23 protein-coding genes are annotated in these 21,942 nt (G+C 46.7%); 10 read left to right on the top strand and 13 right to left on the bottom strand.

Annotated elements, in window-relative coordinates; all coding sequences use genetic code 11:
• Positions 1 to 69 precede the first annotated feature (69 nt).
• Positions 70 to 471 (top strand): lactoylglutathione lyase, encoded by a 402-nt coding sequence (gene gloA / locus ACUJFL_RS11840; RefSeq protein ID WP_229584247.1) that lies wholly within the window; start codon positions 70 to 72, stop codon positions 469 to 471.
• A 55-nt stretch (positions 472 to 526) separates the two neighbouring features.
• Here the strand turns inward: gloA and ACUJFL_RS11845 are convergent, their stop codons facing one another.
• From ACUJFL_RS11845 to ACUJFL_RS11870, 6 genes are all read right to left on the bottom strand, one after another.
• Complete coding sequence (locus ACUJFL_RS11845; RefSeq protein ID WP_445427592.1) at positions 527 to 1,366, bottom strand: substrate-binding periplasmic protein; 840 nt, start codon at positions 1,364 to 1,366, stop codon at positions 527 to 529.
• 45 nt (positions 1,367 to 1,411) lie between these two features.
• Positions 1,412 to 2,302, bottom strand: a complete 891-nt coding sequence (locus tag ACUJFL_RS11850; protein WP_445427593.1) for an aspartoacylase — start codon at positions 2,300 to 2,302, stop codon at positions 1,412 to 1,414.
• A gap of 161 nt (positions 2,303 to 2,463) precedes the next feature.
• On the bottom strand, positions 2,464 to 2,679 hold the full coding sequence (locus ACUJFL_RS11855) for a bacterioferritin-associated ferredoxin (protein ID WP_306178296.1): 216 nt from the start codon (positions 2,677 to 2,679) through the stop codon (positions 2,464 to 2,466).
• A 75-nt stretch (positions 2,680 to 2,754) separates the two neighbouring features.
• A complete protein-coding gene (locus tag ACUJFL_RS11860; RefSeq protein ID WP_306178295.1) occupies positions 2,755 to 3,957 on the bottom strand; it encodes an ABC transporter permease in 1,203 nt (400 codons plus the stop codon).
• A complete protein-coding gene (locus tag ACUJFL_RS11865) occupies positions 3,957 to 4,757 on the bottom strand; it encodes an ABC transporter ATP-binding protein (RefSeq protein ID WP_445427594.1) in 801 nt (266 codons plus the stop codon). Before ACUJFL_RS11865 ends, ACUJFL_RS11860 begins: the two co-directional genes overlap by 1 nt.
• Before the next feature lie 9 nt (positions 4,758 to 4,766).
• Positions 4,767 to 5,588: a DUF3025 domain-containing protein gene (locus tag ACUJFL_RS11870; protein WP_445427595.1), complete on the bottom strand. Its 822-nt coding sequence runs from the start codon at positions 5,586 to 5,588 to the stop codon at positions 4,767 to 4,769.
• A gap of 163 nt (positions 5,589 to 5,751) precedes the next feature.
• Here ACUJFL_RS11870 and asnB point away from each other — a divergent pair, with 163 nt between their 5' ends.
• Complete coding sequence (gene asnB, locus ACUJFL_RS11875) at positions 5,752 to 7,416, top strand: asparagine synthase B (RefSeq protein WP_226750065.1); 1,665 nt, start codon at positions 5,752 to 5,754, stop codon at positions 7,414 to 7,416.
• Between the two features lie 258 nt (positions 7,417 to 7,674).
• Here the strand turns inward: asnB and secF are convergent, their stop codons facing one another.
• The 3 genes from secF to ACUJFL_RS11890 form a co-directional block, all read right to left on the bottom strand.
• A complete protein-coding gene (gene secF, locus ACUJFL_RS11880) occupies positions 7,675 to 8,619 on the bottom strand; it encodes a protein translocase subunit SecF (protein WP_226750066.1) in 945 nt (314 codons plus the stop codon).
• A 10-nt stretch (positions 8,620 to 8,629) separates the two neighbouring features.
• Positions 8,630 to 10,483, bottom strand: coding sequence for a protein translocase subunit SecD (gene secD, locus ACUJFL_RS11885; protein WP_445427596.1), 1,854 nt, complete (start codon positions 10,481 to 10,483; stop codon positions 8,630 to 8,632).
• Between the two features lie 210 nt (positions 10,484 to 10,693).
• Entirely contained in the window at positions 10,694 to 11,011 is a 318-nt protein-coding gene (locus ACUJFL_RS11890) for a hypothetical protein (protein ID WP_445427597.1), read from the bottom strand.
• A gap of 221 nt (positions 11,012 to 11,232) precedes the next feature.
• Between ACUJFL_RS11890 and atcJ the strand changes: the two genes are divergently transcribed.
• The 5 genes from atcJ to ACUJFL_RS11915 all read left to right on the top strand — a co-directional run bounded on the left by atcJ (position 11,233) and on the right by ACUJFL_RS11915 (position 14,694).
• A complete protein-coding gene (atcJ, locus tag ACUJFL_RS11895) occupies positions 11,233 to 11,517 on the top strand; it encodes a cold adaptation protein ActJcold adaptation protein ActJ (RefSeq protein ID WP_226750069.1) in 285 nt (94 codons plus the stop codon).
• Positions 11,518 to 11,524: 7 nt separating this feature from the next.
• A complete protein-coding gene (atcA, locus tag ACUJFL_RS11900; RefSeq protein ID WP_226750070.1) occupies positions 11,525 to 12,070 on the top strand; it encodes a cold adaptation protein AtcA in 546 nt (181 codons plus the stop codon).
• A 2-nt stretch (positions 12,071 to 12,072) separates the two neighbouring features.
• The gene (atcB, locus tag ACUJFL_RS11905; RefSeq protein WP_226750071.1) at positions 12,073 to 12,837 is read left to right on the top strand and encodes a cold adaptation protein AtcB; all 765 of its coding nucleotides are present in this window, start codon (positions 12,073 to 12,075) and stop codon (positions 12,835 to 12,837) included.
• Positions 12,838 to 12,848: 11 nt separating this feature from the next.
• Positions 12,849 to 13,745, top strand: a complete 897-nt coding sequence (atcC, locus tag ACUJFL_RS11910; RefSeq protein WP_445427598.1) for a cold adaptation protein AtcC — start codon at positions 12,849 to 12,851, stop codon at positions 13,743 to 13,745.
• A gap of 91 nt (positions 13,746 to 13,836) precedes the next feature.
• Positions 13,837 to 14,694, top strand: a complete 858-nt coding sequence (locus ACUJFL_RS11915) for a PA4780 family RIO1-like protein kinase (protein ID WP_226750073.1) — start codon at positions 13,837 to 13,839, stop codon at positions 14,692 to 14,694.
• 262 nt (positions 14,695 to 14,956) lie between these two features.
• On the opposite strand, the gene ACUJFL_RS11920 is transcribed toward ACUJFL_RS11915, so the two are convergent.
• Both ACUJFL_RS11920 and ACUJFL_RS11925 read right to left on the bottom strand, forming a co-directional pair.
• Entirely contained in the window at positions 14,957 to 16,126 is a 1,170-nt protein-coding gene (locus ACUJFL_RS11920) for a vWA domain-containing protein (RefSeq protein ID WP_445427599.1), read from the bottom strand.
• Positions 16,127 to 16,170: 44 nt separating this feature from the next.
• Positions 16,171 to 17,013 carry an AAA family ATPase gene (locus tag ACUJFL_RS11925; protein ID WP_226750075.1) on the bottom strand — a complete coding sequence of 281 codons (843 nt, stop codon included), beginning with the start codon at positions 17,011 to 17,013 and terminating at the stop codon, positions 16,171 to 16,173.
• A 125-nt stretch (positions 17,014 to 17,138) separates the two neighbouring features.
• Between ACUJFL_RS11925 and cysK the strand changes: the two genes are divergently transcribed.
• Complete coding sequence (cysK, locus tag ACUJFL_RS11930; protein ID WP_226750076.1) at positions 17,139 to 18,110, top strand: cysteine synthase A; 972 nt, start codon at positions 17,139 to 17,141, stop codon at positions 18,108 to 18,110.
• 171 nt (positions 18,111 to 18,281) lie between these two features.
• The gene (locus tag ACUJFL_RS11935) at positions 18,282 to 18,731 is read left to right on the top strand and encodes a hypothetical protein (protein WP_226750077.1); all 450 of its coding nucleotides are present in this window, start codon (positions 18,282 to 18,284) and stop codon (positions 18,729 to 18,731) included.
• Between the two features lie 40 nt (positions 18,732 to 18,771).
• Here ACUJFL_RS11935 and ACUJFL_RS11940 read toward each other — a convergent pair whose 3' ends face one another.
• Both ACUJFL_RS11940 and ggt read right to left on the bottom strand, forming a co-directional pair.
• Positions 18,772 to 19,515, bottom strand: a complete 744-nt coding sequence (locus tag ACUJFL_RS11940; protein ID WP_445427600.1) for an enoyl-CoA hydratase-related protein — start codon at positions 19,513 to 19,515, stop codon at positions 18,772 to 18,774.
• Positions 19,516 to 19,534: 19 nt separating this feature from the next.
• Entirely contained in the window at positions 19,535 to 21,274 is a 1,740-nt protein-coding gene (gene ggt, locus ACUJFL_RS11945) for a gamma-glutamyltransferase (protein ID WP_445427601.1), read from the bottom strand.
• A gap of 130 nt (positions 21,275 to 21,404) precedes the next feature.
• On the opposite strand from ggt, the gene rrtA reads away from it, so the two are divergent.
• Positions 21,405 to 21,923: a rhombosortase gene (gene rrtA, locus ACUJFL_RS11950; protein WP_306178282.1), complete on the top strand. Its 519-nt coding sequence runs from the start codon at positions 21,405 to 21,407 to the stop codon at positions 21,921 to 21,923.
• Positions 21,924 to 21,942 lie beyond the last annotated feature (19 nt).

Raw genomic sequence — 21,942 nt, forward strand, 5'->3', positions numbered from 1 at the left:
TACTGTCGACATTTAGGGCAAGCATACAGTTTTAAGAACATTGCAAGCAGAAACAGCAAAGGGGTCATCATGCGAATTTTACATACCATGCTACGCGTTGGAAATTTAGAACGGTCAATCGCCTTTTATACCGAGGTGCTGGGCATGAGATTATTACGCCAATCCGAAAACAGTGAATATCGCTATACGCTGGCTTTTGTTGGTTATGGCGATGAGAAAAGTGATGCCGTTTTAGAGCTGACCTACAATTGGGGTGTTGACAGCTATGAGCTAGGTGGCGCTTTTGGTCATATTGCCTTAGAAGTAGAAGATGTTTATGCCGCCTGCGACAAGATCCGCGCTAAAGGCGGTGTGATTAGCCGCGAGCCAGGCCCCGTAAAAGGTGGCACAACAGAAATCGCATTTGTGCGCGATCCTGACAATTACGCTATTGAGTTAATTCAGAAAAAAGCCAGTTACGATACGTTATAAGGTTTAACCTGAAAACTCGACGCTTAGCGGCTGAACGCTAAGTGTCGAGCAAGCATTAGGATGCCGTATTTGGCAACTTACCGGCTAATTGCTCAAGCTTTTCAATCACGCGCGCTGGGTAATTTGATTCATAAAAACGACGTAAGGTACCATCGCGATACAATTGTTCTAATTGTTGCTGCCACAACGCAATTTCACTGTCAGAAAAATCCAACGAAAACGCCATATACAATGCCACTTCATTGAGTGCAATAAGCGGCACTAAACGCAGCTGTGGCTCTTCATACATGTCGCCACGTCGAAAACCATTCATGGGCGTGACATCGGCGCGGCCTAATCTGAGCATATCTAAACAATCTGTCTGCGTTTTCATTAAGACCAAATTGGTATCTTCAGAAAAGCCTAATATTGCTAATATCGGTAAATAAGAAGCGCCACGATAACCGCAGGCAACATAGTTTTTACTGATCTGCTCTGCATTCATGCCCTTTAGTTTCGGTGGGCCATATAACTGCATGTCGAAATACATAATAGGGCCAACCCATTTAAATAATGGTTCGCGCTCGGTATTACGCACGGTTTCGAACAAAATACTGCGCGGTGTATGCTGAGCACGTTGCATCGCTCGCGCCCAAGGCATTAAATAAAACACCCTTTCTTTGCCAACACGTTCAGCTAAGATATTCATCAGATCGATAGTGGGCCCGATGACGTCACCATGGCTATCAAGTTGCACACCGGGATAGCTTGTTTCAGTTAAGAACACCACTGAACTTTGACATTGTTTGCTTTGACAACCGAGCGCCGAGGCAGGCGCACAGGCCACCCCCAACACTAACCACAAGCCAAGTGCTCGAACACGCCGTAAAGTGCTATGACTAACAGATAAGCTCATACACATCCTATGTTTAAAGGCGAACTCGTTTAGCGCACGCCTTTTTTATTCCAATTCTATAATGACTTTTTCATTTAATGACATCGCCAAATTATTATCATAATAAGCCGCTTCATTAATAAAGGTAGGATAGACTACATGTTCACCTTCATAAAGTACTTCAGTACCATCAAACAAGGTGAAGATTGGATCGCCTGGGTTAATCGGTTGATAATCACGATCTTGCACATTTTTATGCACCATACCTATGCGCTCACCCGCTGCATTCATCGGTAACTTAATCGAATGTAAGTAACGAAACGCCTCGGTTTTTTTCGGTAAGGCTGGTAAGTTATCCTGATTGTAAAGCTCAACAAAATCAAGAATGTGCTGCACCATTGTTTGCATTAAGTCTAACACATCTTGGCGTAAAACCGATTGTGGCTGTGGCCCTACTTCAACCAACACGCCATAACGGCCTAAGGTACACATTAAAGCGTGATCTTCTGCCGCGAAATGATCTTCATCACGCGAAATTATCGCGTCTGGCATGTTCATTTTAACGTAAGCCGCCATTTTATTATAAAAAGGCCCGGCTTGCGTCAAAATCAAACATGCGCCCATATTACTGGTGGTGTTGTGCAAATCGATCAGCAGATCGGTGCGCGCAGCGCCTTTGGGCCCCAGCTGGGCGTTTAACACTTTAGCTCGGCTTTGCTCGTAGTCGGTAAGCTCAGGGTTTGCCAGATCCACGTTTTTAAATTGTCGATTTAAATCGCTGTGCAAATAGCGCTTATTGGCAGCATAAGCCGCAGGATTAGCCCAGACCGTTTCAGTAGTAAAACTGGTACGGCGGCAGCGCTCAGGCTCAGCTTGATATTGTTTAACCAAGTAGATCCCTGAAAACTCATTACCATGTACACCACCGACGATGGCAACCTGCTTAATCTTATCCATTAACTGCTCCAAAGCGTTCGACTTACCTTCACAAAACCACGTTTACTATACTGCAACGCCTTTACAGGCTTCTGTATGAGCAACAGTGAGCTATTATGCTGGGCTTTGCGACGGAATGAAAATAGAAATGTGGCGATAAGCGGAATTAATTGGGTACGAACTTAAGCAGCCGGTTTCGCTAACGTGTCGATAATATCGGCACTCGGTTGTTGCTTCACCAGTTCATTATGCAGCAACTGTGCTGCCTGACACAGACATTTACCACACTGAGAGCCTACCCCCAGCTGATTTTTGAGTGCGCGCATTGAATCGGCACCTTCAGCGATAGCCTGCTTAATGGCTTTGTCAGATACCGCTTTGCAAACACAGATGAACATGGCGTGATCTCCGTTCTGGACACCACGCCATATTAATACTATTGCGAATCGTTATCAATAGCTTTTAGTTGTCATTTAACGAAACAGCACTTTTTCTTGTTGGAACCAGTGCACACAAAAGGCAATTAATACCGCAGCTAATAGCACTGTCGCACCAAAAATCAGCGCAATCATACTGGTTTCAGCCGTACCTTTAATCAACTCTTTAATGGCTAACGCGACATTCATTACCGGAATAAAAGCGGTTTTCGCATTTAATTCAACACCCGGCATCATGGCTGCAGCAAGAGGCACAAACATCAAAATACTGAGCGGACTCATATAGTTTTGCGCTTCTTTAAAGGTTTTGGCATAAATCGAGATCGCCAATAATAAAGAGGCAAAGATGGCCGACGTTGGTACGATCATCATAAAAATTAACAACAACTCTGGTACAGAAATCGCTCCCATCGCCTCTTTGACCACTGAAAAACCGGCAAAAGAGCCTATCACCGCGCCCCATATACCGAAGCTGGCCACCGTGATCAGTGCCCCCGCCAAGCCTGTCGTCAGCACCGTAGCAAATTTACCCAACACAATGGCAGTTCGGCTAATCGGACAAATTAACAAAGTTTCCAGCGTACCCCGCTCTTTCTCCCCCGCGCCCATGTCAATTGCCGGATAAGACGCGCCGAGCAAGCACAACGGGATCAAAATATAAGCAACTAAAGCCCCAAATTTTTCACCCAGGTTTTCACGTTTCGCTGCCGTATCCAGTTTTTCAACCGACACGGGTTTTAAAATCGCAGTCAGCTTTTCAGGATCAACACCCAGTGCACTTAAGGATTGACGTTGTAAGGTGCCGGTATAATTTTCAAGCATTTCATTAAAATAACGAGACATAAAGTCTAACTGGCTAGCTTGGTTGTAAATAAGCTGCCATTGGCTTTGCTCAACGGCTTGTTGTTTTGCTTGAAAATCAGCAGGGATCACCACGGCAACGTCAAAATCACCGGCACGAATAGCCGCGATCAACGCTTCAGGCTCGGTCAATGAGGTTGTCACCTGCTTAAAGTTTTTATGATAAAACAACGCTTGGGTAAACTCAGGAGCTTGCTGCTCGTTAATAATGACGTAGCGATGTTGCTCTTGCATAGCTTTATTGGTGGTTGAAGATAACACCAGGCCCATAATGCCGAAGATCACCGGGAAAATAAAAATTGGCAGTAGGATCACGAAAATTAATGTTTTTTTATCCCGCATTAATTCCGTAAGTTCTTTAAGATAAACTTGCCACATTAGACGGCTCCTTGTGCTGCAGGTTGTTGCTGTAAGACAGATAAAAAGGCTTGACGTAAATCGCCCGTGGAACTTAAGGCACTAAATTGTGCCAATGCACCCGAAAAGCTGCTGATCCCTTTATCAATGACCACCACACGATCACACAAACTCGCCACTTCATCTAAGTGGTGAGTAGAGAAAATCACTGGGATCCCTGTCGTTTTTAACGACTGAATAAAATCTAATACCGTTTGCACGGTCATGATGTCTAAACCTGTGGTCGGCTCATCGAAAATCACCACTTTGGGAGAATGAACTACCGCCCGCGCTATCGCCGTTTTTTGTTTCATACCGGTAGACATATTATCGGCTCGCCGATTGGCAAAATCGTGCATGTTCAGCAAGGTAAACAGTTCATCAATGCGCTTTTTAATGGCCGCATCAGACATACCATGTAATTTGGCAAAATAAGCAATATTTTCATAGGCGGTTAATTTGCCATATAAGCCAGTATCCGCTGATAAAAAACCAATTAACTTACGGGCTTTTACGGGTTCTTTTAAGACATCCACACCGTTAATCAACACCGCACCCGCATCAGGTTTTAAGGCCGTTGACAGCATCCGTAACGTCGTAGTTTTACCCGCGCCATTCGGACCAAGCAAGCCTAACACTTCACCTTGACCACAGGTAAAACTGACATCACGTACCGAATGAAAGACTTTATTACTGTAGCGAACATCCTGTTTCTCTGTATCAGATAACTTATTGCCTTTACTTAACGTAAAGCCCTTGGCAAGTTGTTTTATTTCTATCATCTAACAGTCCTATTGTTGAGTCTTGCGTGGACGAAAATACTCCGTATTGGCATAAAAATCCTCTGCATTATTATCTGCATACCAACCGGGTAAACCTAATAACGGCAAAGGTGTAAGCTGGTCATTATTAAGCAGTTGCTTAGTGTTAGCAATTTGTTGAGAGAGTTTTTCATCGAGAAAAGTGTAACGATCTGTTAAAGCCCATTGACTAAAACCGTTAGGCACATCAATAAACCAGGTTTTCGCGGTTAAGCCGATAAAGGGTTGAGTGGCCATTTCATAAATAGCATGGCCGAAGATCACTGGCACAATAGCGTGTTGCCAATCATGGCGCTGCTGCCAAAAACTGCGCCGCCAAGCATGCTGTTGTAACCACTGACGATGAGCCTGACCGCTCGGCTCCAGCGCAATCAGCACACCACATTCATCCAGCAAGGTTAATTTGTTGCGAATTTTACTACGCTGCTGTTGTCCATGTAAGGCCATTTCGCTGATGTGAAGCTGGTTGATCTGACGTTTGGTTTTAGGAAACAACCCCCAAATTAAACCGCCAAACAGATCATGCCAATTTTCAGCACGGGTCGGAATGTGCGACGTCGCAAAAATAAAAGCTTCGTAGTAACGTCCGTCAGCTTGCAACAGCGCATCGTCCACCAAGCGATAGTTGCTTTGGCCCAACCAATGATTAAGTTGGACTAAGGTTGGCCAGTTGTTAAGTTCGGTCAGTGGAAACAACTGACACAACTCGCTGAAGATCGGGTTAGCGCTTAAATACTGCGCCGACCAGTTGGCGGGGGCGTTAAAGCGGTTTTTTGCTGATTTTTTATTCATAAGCTTTCACATTTGACGAGAGTGGTTATTTTTTGGACTATTAAAGGAAATAAACCAAAAAGCACTTGCAATTTAACGCTAGCATGGCACATTCAATGGGTACGTATAGACGTACATACTGCCAAAACTTATTGTGTTATTAATTTGATTATCAGAGGTTATCATGTGTTCGATATTTGGGGTGCTTGACATCAAGACAGATGTTAAAGCATTGCGCCAGCAAGCGCTGCAGTTATCTAAGTTATTACGTCATCGTGGTCCTGACTGGTCAGGCATTTGGAACGATGATAATGCTATTCTGGTGCATGAGCGCCTAGCGATTGTAGATACTGAAAATGGTGCCCAACCTCTCATTAATACCGAGCGAAATCACATTCTGGCAGTGAATGGTGAGATCTACAATCATAAAGCACTCGAAAAAACCTTGAGTACGCCCTATCCGTTTAAAACAAAATCGGATTGTGAAGTGATATTACCGTTGTATTTAGAGCATGGAGCTGAATTTATTGATCAGCTGCACGGCATGTTTGCCTTTATTTTGTATGATGCCGAACAGCAACGCTATTTAATTGCGCGTGATCATATGGGCATTATTCCGTTGTATTACGGCTATGACGAACATGGTCAGCTATTTGTCGCCTCAGAGTTAAAAGCGCTGGTACCGGTTTGTAAGCAAATAAAAGAATTCCCGCCAGGCCATTATTTTGATAGCAAAATTGGTGAACTGCGTCAGTACTATCAACGCGATTGGCAAAGTTTCGATGCGGTTAAAGACAACCCTGCCAATGAAACTGAGCTACGCGAAGCACTTGAGCACAGCGTAAAAACTCACCTGATGTCAGACGTCCCTTATGGAGTATTGTTATCCGGCGGTTTAGACTCGTCCTTAATTTCAGCTATTGCTCAGCAATTTGCCAAGCGCCGTGTCGAAGATGATGATCAATCAGAAGCTTGGTGGCCCCGTTTGCACTCTTTTGCCGTCGGTTTACCCGGCTCGCCTGATCTGATTGCCGCCCAAAAAGTAGCAGATGCCATTGGTACTGTGCATCACACGGTGCACTTTAGCGTGCAAGAGGCATTAGACTCACTGCGTGATGTGGTTTATCACTTAGAAACCTATGATGTAACCACAATCCGTGCTTCCACACCGATGTATTTGATGGCTCGTAAAATTAAAGCCATGGGCATTAAAATGGTGTTATCTGGCGAAGGCTCGGATGAACTGTTTGGTGGTTATTTGTATTTCCATAAAGCGCCGAATGCCAAAGAGTTCCATGAAGAAACACTGCGTAAATTAGACCGTTTACATTTGTTCGATTGTAATCGTGCTAACAAAGCCATGTCAGCTTGGGGTATTGAAGCGCGTGTGCCGTTCCTAGATAAAGAATTTATGGATGTGGCTATGCGCTTAAACCCACAAGCGAAGATGTGCGGTGGTGGCAAAATGGAAAAACACATTTTACGCCATGCATTTGAGGGTTTACTGCCTAACGAAATTTTATGGCGGCAAAAAGAGCAATTCTCGGACGGCGTCGGTTACAACTGGATTGACAGTTTAAAAGCGCATGCCGCAAAAGAAGTGTCTGATCAGCAGATGGCCACCGCCAGCTTCCGCTTTCCGGTCAACACGCCAGATAGCAAAGAAGCCTATTACTACCGAGTGATCTTTGAAGAGCATTTCCCACATGCAGGTGCCATCTCTTGTGTACCAGGAGGTAAGTCTGTCGCTTGTTCCACACCAGAAGCCTTAGCTTGGGATGCCAAAATGGCTGAAATGACCGATCCTTCGGGCCGGGCGGTTCGAGATGTTCACGCACAAGGTTATTAAGCCATCGCGTTTTTTAGCTATAAAAGTTGCCTGAAAAAGCCCAACCGCTAAACAGCACACTTTTATCGTTGTGGCACCGAGACTCAGTTGAAAAGGACTCAGGTCCTTTTCATTGCGGGCGGCTTTCCTCCCTAAATAGCCTGCTGATACCCTTTGTTGCTTTAAAGAGCACCGCTCATATCCGATGATCGGTGCTCTTTTCTGCTACCTTCAGCTTAGCTGAACGTCAAATGATTAACGACTTACCCTTAAACACTTTTATAGTGGCAAATCATTCGAGGCGCCTTCTTTCTCAATCACGGGTACCAGCAAATCTTCCCGCGTTAAACCCAACACTAAGGCGATGGCACTGGCCACATAAACTGACGAATAGGTGCCGACCAGAATGCCGAACAACAACGCCGTTGCAAAACCATGGATCAGCGCGCCCCCCATATAAAACAGTACCAGTAACACCAATAGCGTCGTTAACGAGGTAATAACCGTACGGTTTAAGGTGGTGGTAATAGCATGGTTAATCGTTTCTTCCGCGCTACTATCACGCAGCTTGCGAAAGCTCTCGCGAATGCGGTCAAATACCACAATCGTATCGTTGATTGAATATCCAATCAGCGCCAACACTGCCGCTAAAACGGTCAAATCGAACTCTAACTGCAATAAAGAAAATAAACCCAGCGTTAAAATCACATCGTGCCCTAAAGCCAAAACGGCCCCAAGTGACAAGCGCCATTCAAAGCGAAGGGTAACATAGAGTAAAATACCTAATAAGGCGACTAGCAACGCTAAGCCCCCATCTTGCTTTAAACCCGCGCCAACACTTGGCCCCACAAACTCAATGCGCTGCAAACTGATCAGAGGATCAATCTGCTGTGTTAACGCGCCTAATACCGTGCTGCCCAGCTGTGTTTGTGCAAGCCCTTGCTGCAACGGAATACGGATTAACACATCCTGACTACTGCCAAACAATTGCACAACAGCATCCGCATAACCGGCACCGGCTAAAACCTCGCGCACTTGCACCAAATTAGCGGCTTGCTGAAATGCCACTTCAATCACTGTACCGCCAGTAAAATCTAAACCCCAATTTAAACCACGCGTGGCTAATAGCATCAACGAGCTAAGCACCAACAGCACTGACACACTCACGGCCAGCCATTTATAGCGCATAAAATTAGCCGGTTGCGTAAAGTTAAATACTTGCATCAAATACCCCTTAAATAGACAGTGACTGCACACGGCGGCCACCCCAAATCATGTTAACAAGCAGGCGAGTACACAGCACCGCGGTAAAAATCGAGGTTAAGATCCCCAGTGCCAGCGTAATAGCAAAACCTTTCACCGGGCCGGTGCCAATACCAAACAGAATTAATGCCACTAACAAGGTGGTAATATTGGAATCGGCAATGGTGGCAAAGGCGCGATCGTAGCCTTCATGAATAGCCTGTTGAACAGAGCGCCCTGCGCTGAGCTCTTCTCTGATCCGCTCAAAGATCAACACATTGGCATCCACTGCCATGCCAACGGTTAACACTATGCCAGCCATGCCGGGCAAACTTAGGGTGGCGCCAGGGATCATCGACAATAGCCCCATCAGCAACACCACATTGGCGAGCAAAGCAACATTCGCGACCAAACCAAAGCCTTTGTAATACACCAGCATAAACAGCAACACGGCCAGCATGCCAAAAGAGATGGCTTGCATACCAAGCTTAATATTTTCTTGGCCTAAACTAGGGCCGATGCTGCGTTCTTCTAAGATTTGGATCGGTGCGATTAAGGCGCCCGCGCGTAATAACGACGCCAGCTGTTGAGCTTCAGCAGACGAGCTTAAACCGGTAATTTGAAAACTATGGCCAAGGCGCATACGAATGGTCGCATCGTTTATCACCTCTTGCTGTTTAATCAGCACGGCACTGCCATCTTCAGCACGCTCGGCACTGGCTTTGTATTCAACAAACACTGACGCCATGCGCCGCCCGGTGGCGTTTTTCGTTCCCGCAGAGAGCAACTCACCGCCCTGAGCATCTAACATGATACTGACTTGCGGCATACCATATTCATCATAGCCAGAGCTGGCATCGGTGATCCGATCCCCGGTCAACATAATGCGTTTTTCAAGTAAAATGGGCTGCCCGTCACGGGTTTGGAATAGCTCAGCATCGGCGGGTACGCGACCGGCGAGCGCAGCGGCTAAGTCAGCTTGGGTGTTCACCAGGCGAAACTCTAAAGAAGCCGTCGCCCCTAAAATCTCTTTGGCTTGCGCGGTATCTTGCACACCGGGTAATTGCACAATAATCCGATCGGCACCTTGGCGCTGCACAATCGGCTCGGCAACACCAATTTCGTTTACCCGATTACGCAAAATCGTTATATTTTGCTCCAGCGCCTCTTCACGCAGCGCTTTTAATTGCAGCTCAGACAGTTGCAACAGCAAGGTAACACCATCATCGGCACGACTGAGCAACCACTGTCGATCTAATTTTGACAGCAGTGATTCTAACGAGGGTAAATCATTAGCACTTCGCAGCGCTATCTGCAGTTGGGCATGAGTTGGATCGGCTTGCACGCTGCGATAACGAATATCGGCTTGCCGCATTTCCACACGCAGCCGTTGCTGCAAATCATTCATGTGTTTTTGCTGTGCCGCTTGCATATCCACCGCTAACAAAAAATGTACGCCACCGCGTAAGTCTAAACCCAACTTCATTGGCGTCGCACCAATACGGGCTAACCATTCGGGCGTGGCAGGCGCTAAACTCAAGGCCGTAACATAATTATGATCAAGTGTTTTGTTGAACAAGCTTTGCGCTTGTAACTGCGCTTCGGTATCAGCAAAACGTAACAGTAATTGACCGTCTTGTAATTGCAAGGCTTTAACGGGGATGTTCGCTTGTTGCAGCGTTTGGCTTAACTGCGCCTGAGTGTGTTCACTGATTTTCGCGCCACGGGTTGCACTGATACTCAGTGCCGGATCGGCTGGATACAGATTAGGCAGTGCGTAAACCAGAGCCAACAGCAGCAAACTGATCACCATGCATACCTGCCAAGTTGAATTCTTGTTTAGCATAGCTGCTCCTTGCTAACAGGCGCATCAACATGCCGACACACTTGAAGTAACAGCAGGGTAAATAACATAAAAAGCACAGGCAATAACGCTTTGCCAGGCATAAGCGCAATATCAATAAAAACCATATTTTCCTCACACACCAAAGCGCTTCTTGGCTTTGATTAAGCTATCTTAAACAGTGCGACGAACCACAATGGGTCGCGCCATCATTTAAATGCTGAGGAACAAAGGGGGGGCGCGTGCTTGCGCAGATGAAAATAAGCGGCTGACCAACACCGCTAAGCGCTGCGTCATCGCAACAGGGGTACTAAGATGCCCTAGCCCAAGGTTGCGACTAAGCAGGGCAACATCAGGCTGTTCGGGTTCTTCATCCGCTTCGTTAGCTAAAAACTGCGGCAGTGCCACCGGCACCGCTTGCAACTGGCTATCCATCTGCGGCAATACTCTAACGTCATACACCGCAGACGAATGCGGTGTGCAAAGTACCGTTAGATAAAACAAAATGATTAAACCGCTAAACCAGCGCATAACACCTCGATGGAGAAAAAAGCCTGCTACGCCGCTTAAAAACGCAGTGAAAACGTAACATAGGCCTGCATATGATGCGGCTAAATAGCGCATTACTCAAGTGGCCGAACTTAATAAAGTGGAATTGCATAATGCGCTGCCAACCCTGCATCAGATCTGCTATGATTTGCGGCTATAATTTACTGTTTAACCCCTAGTCGCCGTCTGTACAGGATAACAACATGATTAATCACTTTCGGGTACTGGGCGTAAAGTCTAATGCCAGTGATGACGAGATTAAAAAAGCGTATCGCCGCTTAGCCAATAAGTTTCACCCCGATAAACTACACGGTTTATCAGAAGAAGAATTGCAGCAAGCCGCCAATCAATTACAACGGGTCAAAACAGCCTATGAAGTGCTGGGCGATCCGAAGTTACGTAGCGCCTTCTTAAAAGATTTTAATAACGTTATTGTTACCGATCCTGCAGCCGCAATGCGTGAGCTGTGGGACGAATATTACGCCTGAGGCCATCATGAGCAGCAAATTAAACTTGGCACGGATCCGCGCCTTACAAACCGACGCCGGTGAAAATATAGATTCGTATAGCGACCCGGAAAATCCGAAAGCGCTTGAGCAATTTACCAGCAAAATGAAAGCCGTATTACTAGCTGATCCTGAAATGCTTGAGTCGGTACCAGAGTATTTACCGATGGCGCTTTATGGCCGCGTTAAGTTCCCCCCTGCCGCGGCAGCAAAATGGCAGCAATGGTTAAGCGCCGCTAAAAAGCCCAGTTGGGAAGAGTTTAAAGTGTCTGTTGCCTTTAATAATGCCGATTTGCCCTTGGTAAAAGCCATTCGTGATTATTCTGAAACGATGTTAATTGAAGCCTGTGCCGCACTGTATTTACTAACGCAAAATGTGACCATGCCCAAAAACCACGCGGCTGACGACAGCGATGATGAACAAGAAGACGCACCCTATGGTTTTGGTGGTGATGACGAACACGATGACGACGATAGCGATGAAGAAGGCTACGACGATCAATATGATGAAATCCGCTTTAACCGGGAGGGCTGAGAGTGAGTACCGATTTAATTGCTATTGCTGCGGCAGAAATAAAAGAATTAGCGCTAGTCGAACCAAAACAAGCCAGTAAGCGTTTTGAGATTATTGCCAACACCATGAGCGATCAACAACTGGTTGATGTGATTGAGCAAATTGATATTGTTACGCTAACACAAATGAACAGCCAGCATGACTTATCGTTCCCATCGATTATTTCTGAGCTGATGACGCCAGAAAAAATCCGCGATATTGTGTGTCAGCAACCCTTGTATTGGGAAGAAAAAATCAAAAACAATGCGGAAGATCTGAAACAGCATACCTTTGATTTTTTAACTTACCTGATCCGCACCCAAGATAACGAAGATAAGCAAGCCGAGATCTTAGAGTGTATTGCTGAAGATCCCGCCGGCTTGTTCTATTTATCGATCCCTTTTATTGAAATTTATCGCGGTGAAATTCTAGAGTATGAAAACTACTGGGAAGATAAGCTGTATGAAGATGAAGAACATTTAGAAGAGGCCGAAAGTTTCACTGAACGCCAGCTTGCCGAAGATGCCCACAACATTGGCTATGATGATCCGAAGAGCTTATTGGCACTGATCCGTCAATTAACCCCTAAGGTAGAAACAGCCATTAAAGCGCTGATCCGCAATGAAAAATCTGGCTGGGAAGGTATTATCAATAAATTTGCTACCGAGTTGGTGATGCAAGCTAAAGAGAAAAACCAAGCTGAAGACGAATTTAGCGAAGTCGACGATATGTTTAGCTTTTTGGATTAGGGATAATTTTCATGCAGTTAGTGGTGCGAGATAGCCAGCAAGGCCCCTTTTTAACGCAGGTGATTCGACACGCGCAAGCGGCAGAACAATTAAATGCCACTGAATTAGCGCAAATTAAAAACAAAGCCGTGTTGATGAGCCTAAAGTTTGCTGACAAGTTCTATAACAAATACAAGATGCACCTGTTAGAACAAGCCGCTTACGATGTCATCGGCATTGTCAGTCTGGGCCTGATGGCGTTAAGCGATAAAGATCCAGTACGGGCTCTCCAGCTCTTATTAGCGCCTGAAGGTTTAGTTAAACCGTTTCAAAAAGGCTGGCATATGCTCAGCACTGTGCATCGTAAAACCTCAGGCAAGAGTTCCTTATATGGCGAAGTTGATGAACAATTGCTGTCACAAGTATCTTGTCCGCCTGATGCAGAAGAGTGGCTAGGTTGGCAAGCCTATCAACAAGCCTTGACCGAGCATCATCGTTTTCAGGCTATGCAGCTATTACGACAACAGTTTTATCACCGGCAACAATTTGATGAATTTGAGCATTTTAGCTTAGAAGAAGTGTTGGCTGAGATTGTGCTCTATCGTGCTTTAACGGGTGGTGGTCAAGTAAAGCAAGATTTAAAACGTCGGCTACGCGAAATTGACTTTGCCGAGCATTGGTTTAATGATGCTTACCTGATGTTACAAACCGAAGCGGTATTAGCTGAATTGCCCGCTGAAAACGCCAATGCGATCCGCCAGGATCTGGGCCAGCATTTTCATCCTGCCTTACAGCGTACCTTGCTGTTTTGCCGTGAATATCAAAAACAGCAACGGTTAGACGCATCGCCAGAAAAACTCGATGCCTTTGAACATAAACACGGCTTAAACAGCCCGCTGCTAGGTTGGCCACATTATTTAGATTTGTAACCTCCCGTTGGCAATATGCTGCTGCAACCGCAGCCTGTTGCCATGGATCGGCTTAACGTTTGGCACTTTGCCAATTTACTATAGGGGTGTTATGAAAACACCAAAACGCATCCAACCTTTAATTGATGAAGGTATTATCGATGAAGTATTACGGCCATTGATGAGCGGCAAAGAAGCCTCTGTCTATGTCGTTCGTTGCGGTAACGCCATTCGATGTGCCAAAGTGTACAAGGATGCTAGCCAACGCAGTTTTAAAAAAGCCGTACAGTATCAAGAGGGCCGCAAAGTGCGCAGCTCGCGCCGCGCTCGCGCCATGGAGAAAGGCTCAAGCTTTGGCCGTGAGCAACAAGAAGAAAGCTGGCAACATGCTGAAGTAGATGCTTTATATAAGTTAGCCGATGCCGGAGTACGCGTACCTGAGCCTTACGGTTGTTATGATGGTATCTTGCTGATGGAATTAATTTTAGACGAAGATGGCGATGTCGCGCCGCGTTTAAATGATATCACGTTAGAACCCGAGCAAGCCAAACGCGATCACAAAACCATGATGCAACATATTTTGCGCATGTTAGCCGCAGGTTTGGTGCATGGCGATCTCTCTGAATTTAATGTACTGCAAGATCCTACTGGCCCGGTCATTATTGACTTACCTCAAGCAGTGGATGCGGCAGCCAATAACAACGCTCAGTGGATGTTAAGCCGAGACGTGAATAATATTACCCAATATTATGGGCAATTTGCACCTGAGCTATTAAACACAAAATATGCTAAAGAAATCTGGGCCTTGTTTGAAGCCGGTAACCTGAATCCTGACACTGAACTGACCGGTGAATTTGCCGAAGATGAACAGTTAGCCGATATCGATGCAGTGCTCGATGAAATTAACGCCGCTTATAATGAGATGCAAGAACGTAAAGCGCGCAATGCAGCAGCAGAGCAAGACGATTAAGGGATCATAGCCCTGATGCCCAGCCTCCGGCAGTAAAGCCAAGGCTTGCTTAAATGAAGTGAAACGTTATCGGTTTAGCAAAAAACCGATAAAAATGGCCAAGACGTTAAACGCCTTGGCCGTTTTTTTCTCGCCACCTGAATCTGGGGTATAACCTACCATAGCCCAGTAACCACAATACTGTAGTCAGTAGAATAACACTACGTTCCGCGCTCATCCGTTAACGCCTATTAAGCGGCACCAATCGCTATGGCCGTTGCGCTTAGCTAAGGCTTTTAATGGCATCAGATAAACCGGTAAGGGTTAACGGAAACATACGCTGCCGCATAATGCTTTGAACCAGACTGATGGAATGATAATGCCCCCACCATGCCAGCGGCTGCGGATTTAACCACGCCGCTTTGGGGTATTGTTGCAGCAAACGGTTTAACCACACTCGCCCAGGCTCGGCATTCCAGTGTTCAACACTGCCGCCAGGGAAGTCAATTTCATAAGGGCCCATAGTGGCATCCCCAACAAAAATCAGCTTGTAATCGCTACCGTAAGTGTGGATCACATCAAGCACCGAGGTTTGTTCGGTAAACCGTCGGCTATTATCACGCCAGACACCTTCATATACGCAGTTATGAAAGTAAAAAAACTCCAGATGCTTAAACTCGGTTTTCACGGCCGAAAAGAGTTGCTGACAAAGCGTGATGTGATCATCCATCGAGCCACCCACATCAAAAAACATGAGTACCTTGATGGCATTATGTCGCTCGGGTACAAAACGCAGATCCAGATAACCGCCCTGCTCTGAGGTGGCTTGAATGGTGCCGTTTAAATCCAATTCCGTCGCCGCACCACTGCGGGCAAAGCGCCGTAACTGACGTAGCGCCAACTTAATACTGCGATTGTTGAGCTCGCTGTGACTGTCTAAATCTTTAAACTCGCGTTTATCCCACACTTTTACCGCGCGGCGCGCACCACTGCCTTGTTGGCCAATGCGCACGCCTTCCGGGTTAAAGCCATAAGCGCCAAACGGCGAGGTACCGCCGGTGCCGATCCATTTATTGCCGCCAGCATGGCGTTTTTGCTGCTCGGCCAAACGCTCACGCAACTGTGCCATTAAGGCCTCTAAACTGCCCAGCCCTTTTAACGCCGCTTTATCTTGGGCTGATAACTGACGAATGATATCTGGAATGAGCCATTCATCAGGAATACTGCTGGCTAGATCGACCGCCGCAACCCCTTCAAAATACTCAGCAAAGGCACGGTCAAACTTGTCATACTGACTCTCGTCTTTTACCATGATTAAACGCGCTAGCTGATAAAAGGCTTCGCTATCGGCAAAGATCACCTGTTGCTGTAGCGCGTTGAGTAAATCCAGCAACTCAGTAATACTGACTTTTAAGCCGTACTTGCGTAAGGTGAAAAAAAACTCAATCAGCATAACAACTCACGATGGCGCGCAATAAAGCCCTTATCTGCTGCATATTAACGCCCTCGCTTCGCTATAAACGCCAGTTTTTCAACCAACTGCACATCTTGCTCGTTTTTCAACAGCGCACCAAACATCGGCATCAAACCGCCCTGCTGCTGTTTTTGTTGTAACACCTCGGCCGGAATTTGCTCGGCTAACAACAGTTTTAACCAATCCAGTAACTCGGAGGTAGACGGCTTTTTCTTTAAACCCGGTAGCTCACGTAACTCGAAGAACACCTCAAGTGCGGTACTGAGTAATTGCTGACGAATAGTCGGAAAATGCACCGCCACAATCTCGCGTAACACCTCGGCATCAGGAAAGCGTATGTAATGAAAAAAGCAGCGCCTTAAAAACGCATCCGGCAACTCTTTTTCATTATTGGAGGTAATAATCACAATCGGCCGCTGCTCAGCGCTGATATGCTCACCGGTTTCATGCACATAAAACGCCATCCGATCCAACTCATGCAACAAATCATTCGGAAACTCGATGTCGGCTTTATCAATTTCATCAATCAACAACACAGGTCGTTTTGCCGCAGTAAAGGCCTGCCACAGTTTGCCCGGTTTAATATAATTGGCAATATGTTGCACCTTTTCACTGCCTAGTTGGCTATCACGCAAGCGTGATACGGCATCATATTCATATAAGCCCTGTTGCGCTTTGGTGGTGGACTTAATATGCCACTGAATCAGCTCAGTGCCCAAACTCTCGGCAAGCTCTTCGGCCAGACGTGTTTTACCAGTGCCCGGTTCGCCTTTAATTAATAAGGGTTTTTCTAGGATAACAGCGGCATTAACCGCCAGTGCCAGCTCGGCAGACACGATGTAGTTTTCGGTACTTTGAAAGGCCATACAGGCTCCGTGCTTAGTGAAAAAACTGATATATGTTATAGCAAATTGCTACTTTAACTTTTAGCTAGGCCGCGTATGCTATGGGTTATTGTACTGGTTATTCCTTATCTTTTTTTGGAGTTTTTATGGCTAATGTATACGCAGATAACACATTGTCGATCGGCCGCACCCCTTTGGTCAAATTAAACCGTGTCGTTAAAGGCGCCAATGTCTATGCCAAAATTGAAGCGCGCAACCCAAGCTTTAGTGTGAAATGTCGCTTGGGCGCTGCTTTAATTTGGGATGCAGAGAAACGTGGCATCCTGACAAAAGACACCGAATTAGTCGAGCCAACCTCAGGTAACACGGGTATCGCCCTGGCATTTGTGGCGGCGAGCCGCGGTTACAAGCTCACCCTCACCATGCCGGCCACCATGAGTTTAGAGCGTCGTAAATTGTTAAAAGCCTTAGGCGCCAACTTGGTGTTAACTGAAGGGCCAAAAGGCATGAAAGGCGCAATTGAAAAAGCCAGAGAAATTCAAGCATCTAACCCAGATAAATACCTCATTTTGGGTCAGTTCGATAACCCGGCTAACCCACAAATTCACTTTGAAACGACCGGCCCAGAGATTTGGAATGATTTAGACGGTGCAGTGGATGTGTTTATTGCCGGTGTTGGTACTGGCGGGACTATCACGGGTGTCAGTCGCTTTTTAAAACAAGAGAAGCAGCATCCGCTAGTCACCGTGGCGGTTGAGCCCTCGGAATCGCCGGTCATTAGCCAAGTTAAAGCCGGTGAAGAAATCAAACCTGGCCCACATAAAATTCAAGGTATCGGTGCCGGTTTTATTCCTGGTGTGTTAGATGTCGATTTAATTGATCGGGTTGAGCAAGTCAGCAGTGATGATGCCATTGCCATGACACATCGCTTGATGAAAGAAGAAGGCATTTTAGCCGGTATCTCATCAGGTGCCGCGGTAGTTGCCGCAGCACGTTTAGCCGAGTTACCCGAGTTTGCCGGTAAAAATATCGTGGTGATCCTAGCCAGCGCGGCAGAGCGTTACTTATCAAGCCCCTTGTTCGCCAATATTTTCACCGAGCAAGAATTAGAAGCCTAATGGATAAATGCGGCCTTAGCTGTGATGCCCGTCAGTAAAGCATGACGGGTGTGTTTAAGCCACGTTGTCGGCCATGGATGGCCAGATAAATAGCCTTTTCGCCGCCTTTTTCTTTACAGATAGCCTGAAAACACCCACAATTCTGCTATCGCTTAAGGAAAATATGATGTTATGGCTTATTTAAAACTCCTACTGTTACCGCTACTATTGCTATTAGTCAGCTGCACTGAAGACAACCCGCAAGTTAATGCGCAAATTGGCACGCCTGAATTTATCGCCGGTGAATTTTTTCATGCTATTTATAATGAAAAAGATTTAAATCGGGCGAAAAGCTTGTCGACCAATGAATACGCCAAAATTTTAGAGTCTTACGGCTCGGTAAAACAAGTCAGCCGTACCCTATTGAATATGAGCTTTGATACCGTAGTCATTAACGTCAACAATAGCGGTCGTAATTTGCGCCAGCAGTACGATAACGATGCAACCATTCAGCTGGTTTTTGATGGCGAATTTGATAACAAACGCGTGCAAGACACTCGGACAGTTGAAATGGTAAGACACCGAGGTTCCTGGCTAGTCAAAACGGTACAAGCCGACAAGTTTAGTACCGCCATTCGTTAGTAAATGGCGGCCTTAAGGCTAAGTCATTGCTTCGTTAGCCTTAGCGTCGTTTAAAAAAAGCAGCCAGCTGTTGTTGGCAAGCGTCAGATGACAATAACTGCTGAAAATCCAGCAACTCCTGGCCAATCACTTGCTGCACTAACGCCTGTTGAGGGGCCTTTAACAGCGCCTTACTGCGTAACACCGCTTCGCTAGGTAATGCCGCCAGCGTTGCTGCTTTGGCCGCAACAAAAGCCAATAGCTGCTCGGCCGGCACAATGTCATTTACTAAGCCAAATTGTGCGGCTTGCTCACTGCTAAAAGCCTCCCCCAATAACAAATATTGCGCGGCGCGCTGGTAACCGGCGATCTGCGGTAATAATAAACTGGATGCGGCTTCAGGGCATAACCCCAGCAATGTGAACGGCATCTGCAAACGGCTGGCTGGCGCAGCGTAAACCAGATCACAGTGCAGCAGTAGTGTAGTACCGATGCCAATGGCAAGCCCTGCCACAGCGGCTATCAAGGGCTTGGGAAAACTGGCGGCTTCGTATAAAAACTGCACCACCGGATGCTGCATATCTAAAGCACCCGCAGATAAAAAATCTTGCAAATCATTACCACTGGTAAAGCAATCTGCATCCCCTTGAATTACCACAACTTTAGTCTGTGACTGCTGCCGTGCTTGTTGTAATGCCGCCGTAAGCTGCCGATACATCGCCAGATTTAACGCATTCTTTTTTTCAGGGCGCTGCATCGTCAGTGTTAACACACCGCTGGCCGCTTGCTCAATCAAGATAGTCATTATTACTCCAACCTAACGCTTAAAAACCACTGACCTTGCCTTCGCGGCGGGGATCTGCAGCACCTTCGAGCTGTTTTGCTTGTACTTCAATGGCGTGTAAACCACTGTTGAGATCTTGGATCCGCACATCATAACCCATTGCGGTTAAGCTCTCTTTTAACTCAGCCAACGGCGTGCCCTGCTCTAACGCCAAATAATCATTGCGATGGGTAAAACGAGGCAAGTTGATGGCTTGCTGCACATCTAAATCCCAATCCAATATGGCGATAATACTTAACGCCACATAATTGATAATACGGCTGCCACCGGGCGAACCAATCACTAAACGTAAATTATTATCGGCATCAAATACCATCATCGGTGCCATCGAGCTGCGAGGCCTTTTGCCACCTTCAACACGGTTGGCTACCCATAGCTCACCATCGCGAGGCGCTAAGCTAAAATCCGTTAACTGGTTATTAAGCAAATAGCCATTAACCATTAAACCTGAGCCAAACACATTTTCGATGCTGGTGGTCATACTCACCGCATTACCTTTTGCATCCACTACCGAAAAATGACTGGTATTCGGAAACTCCACTGCCTTTGAGGTGGCTTGTGCTTCAGCACCCCGCGGGATACCCGCTGTGGCCATTTGATCTTGAGCACTAATAAGACCGGCGCGTTGCTTTAAATAGGCCGGCTCGAGCAAACCGGCCAGCGGCACATGACCAAAAGCCGGATCCGTTACATACAGATCGCGGTCAGCAAACGCAAGGCGAGAGGCTTGGCTGATGACATGCACAGCTTGGGCACTATTGGGCTGCATCTCGGCCAGTGGGAAATGCTCTAAAATACCGAGCATTTGCAACACCGCAAGGCCGCCAGAGCTAGGGGGGGCCATGCCACATACTTGATATACCCGATACGCCACACAGAGCGCATCACGTTCAATGGCTTGATAATTGGCTAAATCAGATAACGCCAAACTGCCTGGGTTAATCGCGGCTTGTTGCACCGTTTTGACCATCGCCTCGGCATTTTCACCTTGATAAAAAGCACTGACCCCGTCTTTGGCAATGTTACGTAACAGCGCCGCATACGTTGGGTTTTTCAGCGTTGCGCCTTCAAGTAATGAGCTGCCATTCGGATAAAAAAACTCTTTAGCCGGCGACAGCTGCTTCAAACCACTGTTCCAGCCCATCGCTAATTGCTTCGAGGTGCGGCTACTCACGGCAAAGCCCTGCTCGGCTAGGGTAATAGCATCGGTAAATAGCGATTCCCAAGGCAGTTGGCCGTAGCGTTGATGGGCATCGGCTAAGGCTTTAAGTACACCCGGCACCCCCACCGATTTACCGCCAACATAAGCTTCGCGCCAACTCATCACCTTGCCATGATCGGCAAATAAATAAGGGCCCGCCGCAGCAGGTGCCGTTTCACGACCGTCAAAAGTGGTTAAGGCTTGGTTATCCGCTTGCCAATGTAAGATAAAAGCGCCGCCGCCGATCCCTGAGCTTTGTGGTTCAACTAAACCCAGCACTAACTGTGTGGCAATAGCCGCATCAATGGCACTGCCGCCAGCCCGCAACACGCGCTCGCCCGCATCAGATGCTAAGGGATGCGCCGCAGAGACCATTGCCGTAGGAAAGCGGGTAAGTTGTTGTTGCACAATACCAGTAGTAGCTTCAGGTTCACGCGTTTCCTGCGTAGCTTGGGCTAATAAGCTGGGGGCAAAACTTATTAGGAATAACGAAACGAGTGGGATAAGAGTGCTTTTCATTATCAAGACTTTCCTTATAATACAGTCATAAACACCCTACTCAGTTCCTATAATAAGATCAACCAGCACTATGCTATCTCAAACAATTAAATCTTATGCGCCCTATTTTTTGCTAGGTTTTTTAATATTCTTGTTACATTTTAGTCCCTTAGCATGGCATGAGCTGCTGCAATACAGCCGACCAGCCATTGGCCAAGGTGAAGTATGGCGTGTTCTGACCGGCCATTTATTACACAGTAATGCCTATCATTTGCTGATGAATATGGTGGGTTTGCTGTTAATTATGCTGATCCATGGGCATTTACCAGGGCGCTTAGCCTTTGGCTGGCAATTACTGATCTTAGGCTTGGGCACGAGTGCGGGATTATGGTGGCTGGCGCCCGACATGCTGTATTACGTAGGCTTATCAGGCGTTTTGCATGGCATTTTATGCTATGGCGCAGTCATTGATATTAAACAAGGCTTTCGTACCGGCTATCTCATTTTGGCGGGTGTACTGGTAAAAATCCTGAGCGAACAATTCTCTGCGCCTGATTTAGCCCTAGCGGCACAAATTAACGCTGATGTTGCCATCGATGCCCACCTGTTTGGTGCCAGTGTCGGTTGTCTGCTTGGTCTGGTGTTATTGAGTCGGACACCACGCCAGTAACTCACCTGTGTGGTGCCAG

Source organism: Alishewanella sp. HL-SH05 (assembly GCF_052655985.1).

Coding starts and splice junctions, on each gene's coding strand:
- gloA (WP_229584247.1), top strand. CDS start 70: ATGCGAATTTTACATACCATGCTACGCGTTGGAAATTTAGAACGGTCA.
- ACUJFL_RS11845 (WP_445427592.1), bottom strand. CDS start 1,366: ATGAGCTTATCTGTTAGTCATAGCACTTTACGGCGTGTTCGAGCACTT.
- ACUJFL_RS11850 (WP_445427593.1), bottom strand. CDS start 2,302: ATGGATAAGATTAAGCAGGTTGCCATCGTCGGTGGTGTACATGGTAAT.
- ACUJFL_RS11855 (WP_306178296.1), bottom strand. CDS start 2,679: ATGTTCATCTGTGTTTGCAAAGCGGTATCTGACAAAGCCATTAAGCAG.
- ACUJFL_RS11860 (WP_306178295.1), bottom strand. CDS start 3,957: ATGTGGCAAGTTTATCTTAAAGAACTTACGGAATTAATGCGGGATAAA.
- ACUJFL_RS11865 (WP_445427594.1), bottom strand. CDS start 4,757: ATGATAGAAATAAAACAACTTGCCAAGGGCTTTACGTTAAGTAAAGGC.
- ACUJFL_RS11870 (WP_445427595.1), bottom strand. CDS start 5,588: ATGAATAAAAAATCAGCAAAAAACCGCTTTAACGCCCCCGCCAACTGG.
- asnB (WP_226750065.1), top strand. CDS start 5,752: ATGTGTTCGATATTTGGGGTGCTTGACATCAAGACAGATGTTAAAGCA.
- secF (WP_226750066.1), bottom strand. CDS start 8,619: ATGCAAGTATTTAACTTTACGCAACCGGCTAATTTTATGCGCTATAAA.
- secD (WP_445427596.1), bottom strand. CDS start 10,483: ATGCTAAACAAGAATTCAACTTGGCAGGTATGCATGGTGATCAGTTTG.
- ACUJFL_RS11890 (WP_445427597.1), bottom strand. CDS start 11,011: ATGCGCTGGTTTAGCGGTTTAATCATTTTGTTTTATCTAACGGTACTT.
- atcJ (WP_226750069.1), top strand. CDS start 11,233: ATGATTAATCACTTTCGGGTACTGGGCGTAAAGTCTAATGCCAGTGAT.
- atcA (WP_226750070.1), top strand. CDS start 11,525: ATGAGCAGCAAATTAAACTTGGCACGGATCCGCGCCTTACAAACCGAC.
- atcC (WP_445427598.1), top strand. CDS start 12,849: ATGCAGTTAGTGGTGCGAGATAGCCAGCAAGGCCCCTTTTTAACGCAG.
- ACUJFL_RS11915 (WP_226750073.1), top strand. CDS start 13,837: ATGAAAACACCAAAACGCATCCAACCTTTAATTGATGAAGGTATTATC.
- ACUJFL_RS11920 (WP_445427599.1), bottom strand. CDS start 16,126: ATGCTGATTGAGTTTTTTTTCACCTTACGCAAGTACGGCTTAAAAGTC.
- ACUJFL_RS11925 (WP_226750075.1), bottom strand. CDS start 17,013: ATGGCCTTTCAAAGTACCGAAAACTACATCGTGTCTGCCGAGCTGGCA.
- cysK (WP_226750076.1), top strand. CDS start 17,139: ATGGCTAATGTATACGCAGATAACACATTGTCGATCGGCCGCACCCCT.
- ACUJFL_RS11935 (WP_226750077.1), top strand. CDS start 18,282: ATGGCTTATTTAAAACTCCTACTGTTACCGCTACTATTGCTATTAGTC.
- ACUJFL_RS11940 (WP_445427600.1), bottom strand. CDS start 19,515: ATGACTATCTTGATTGAGCAAGCGGCCAGCGGTGTGTTAACACTGACG.
- ggt (WP_445427601.1), bottom strand. CDS start 21,274: ATGAAAAGCACTCTTATCCCACTCGTTTCGTTATTCCTAATAAGTTTT.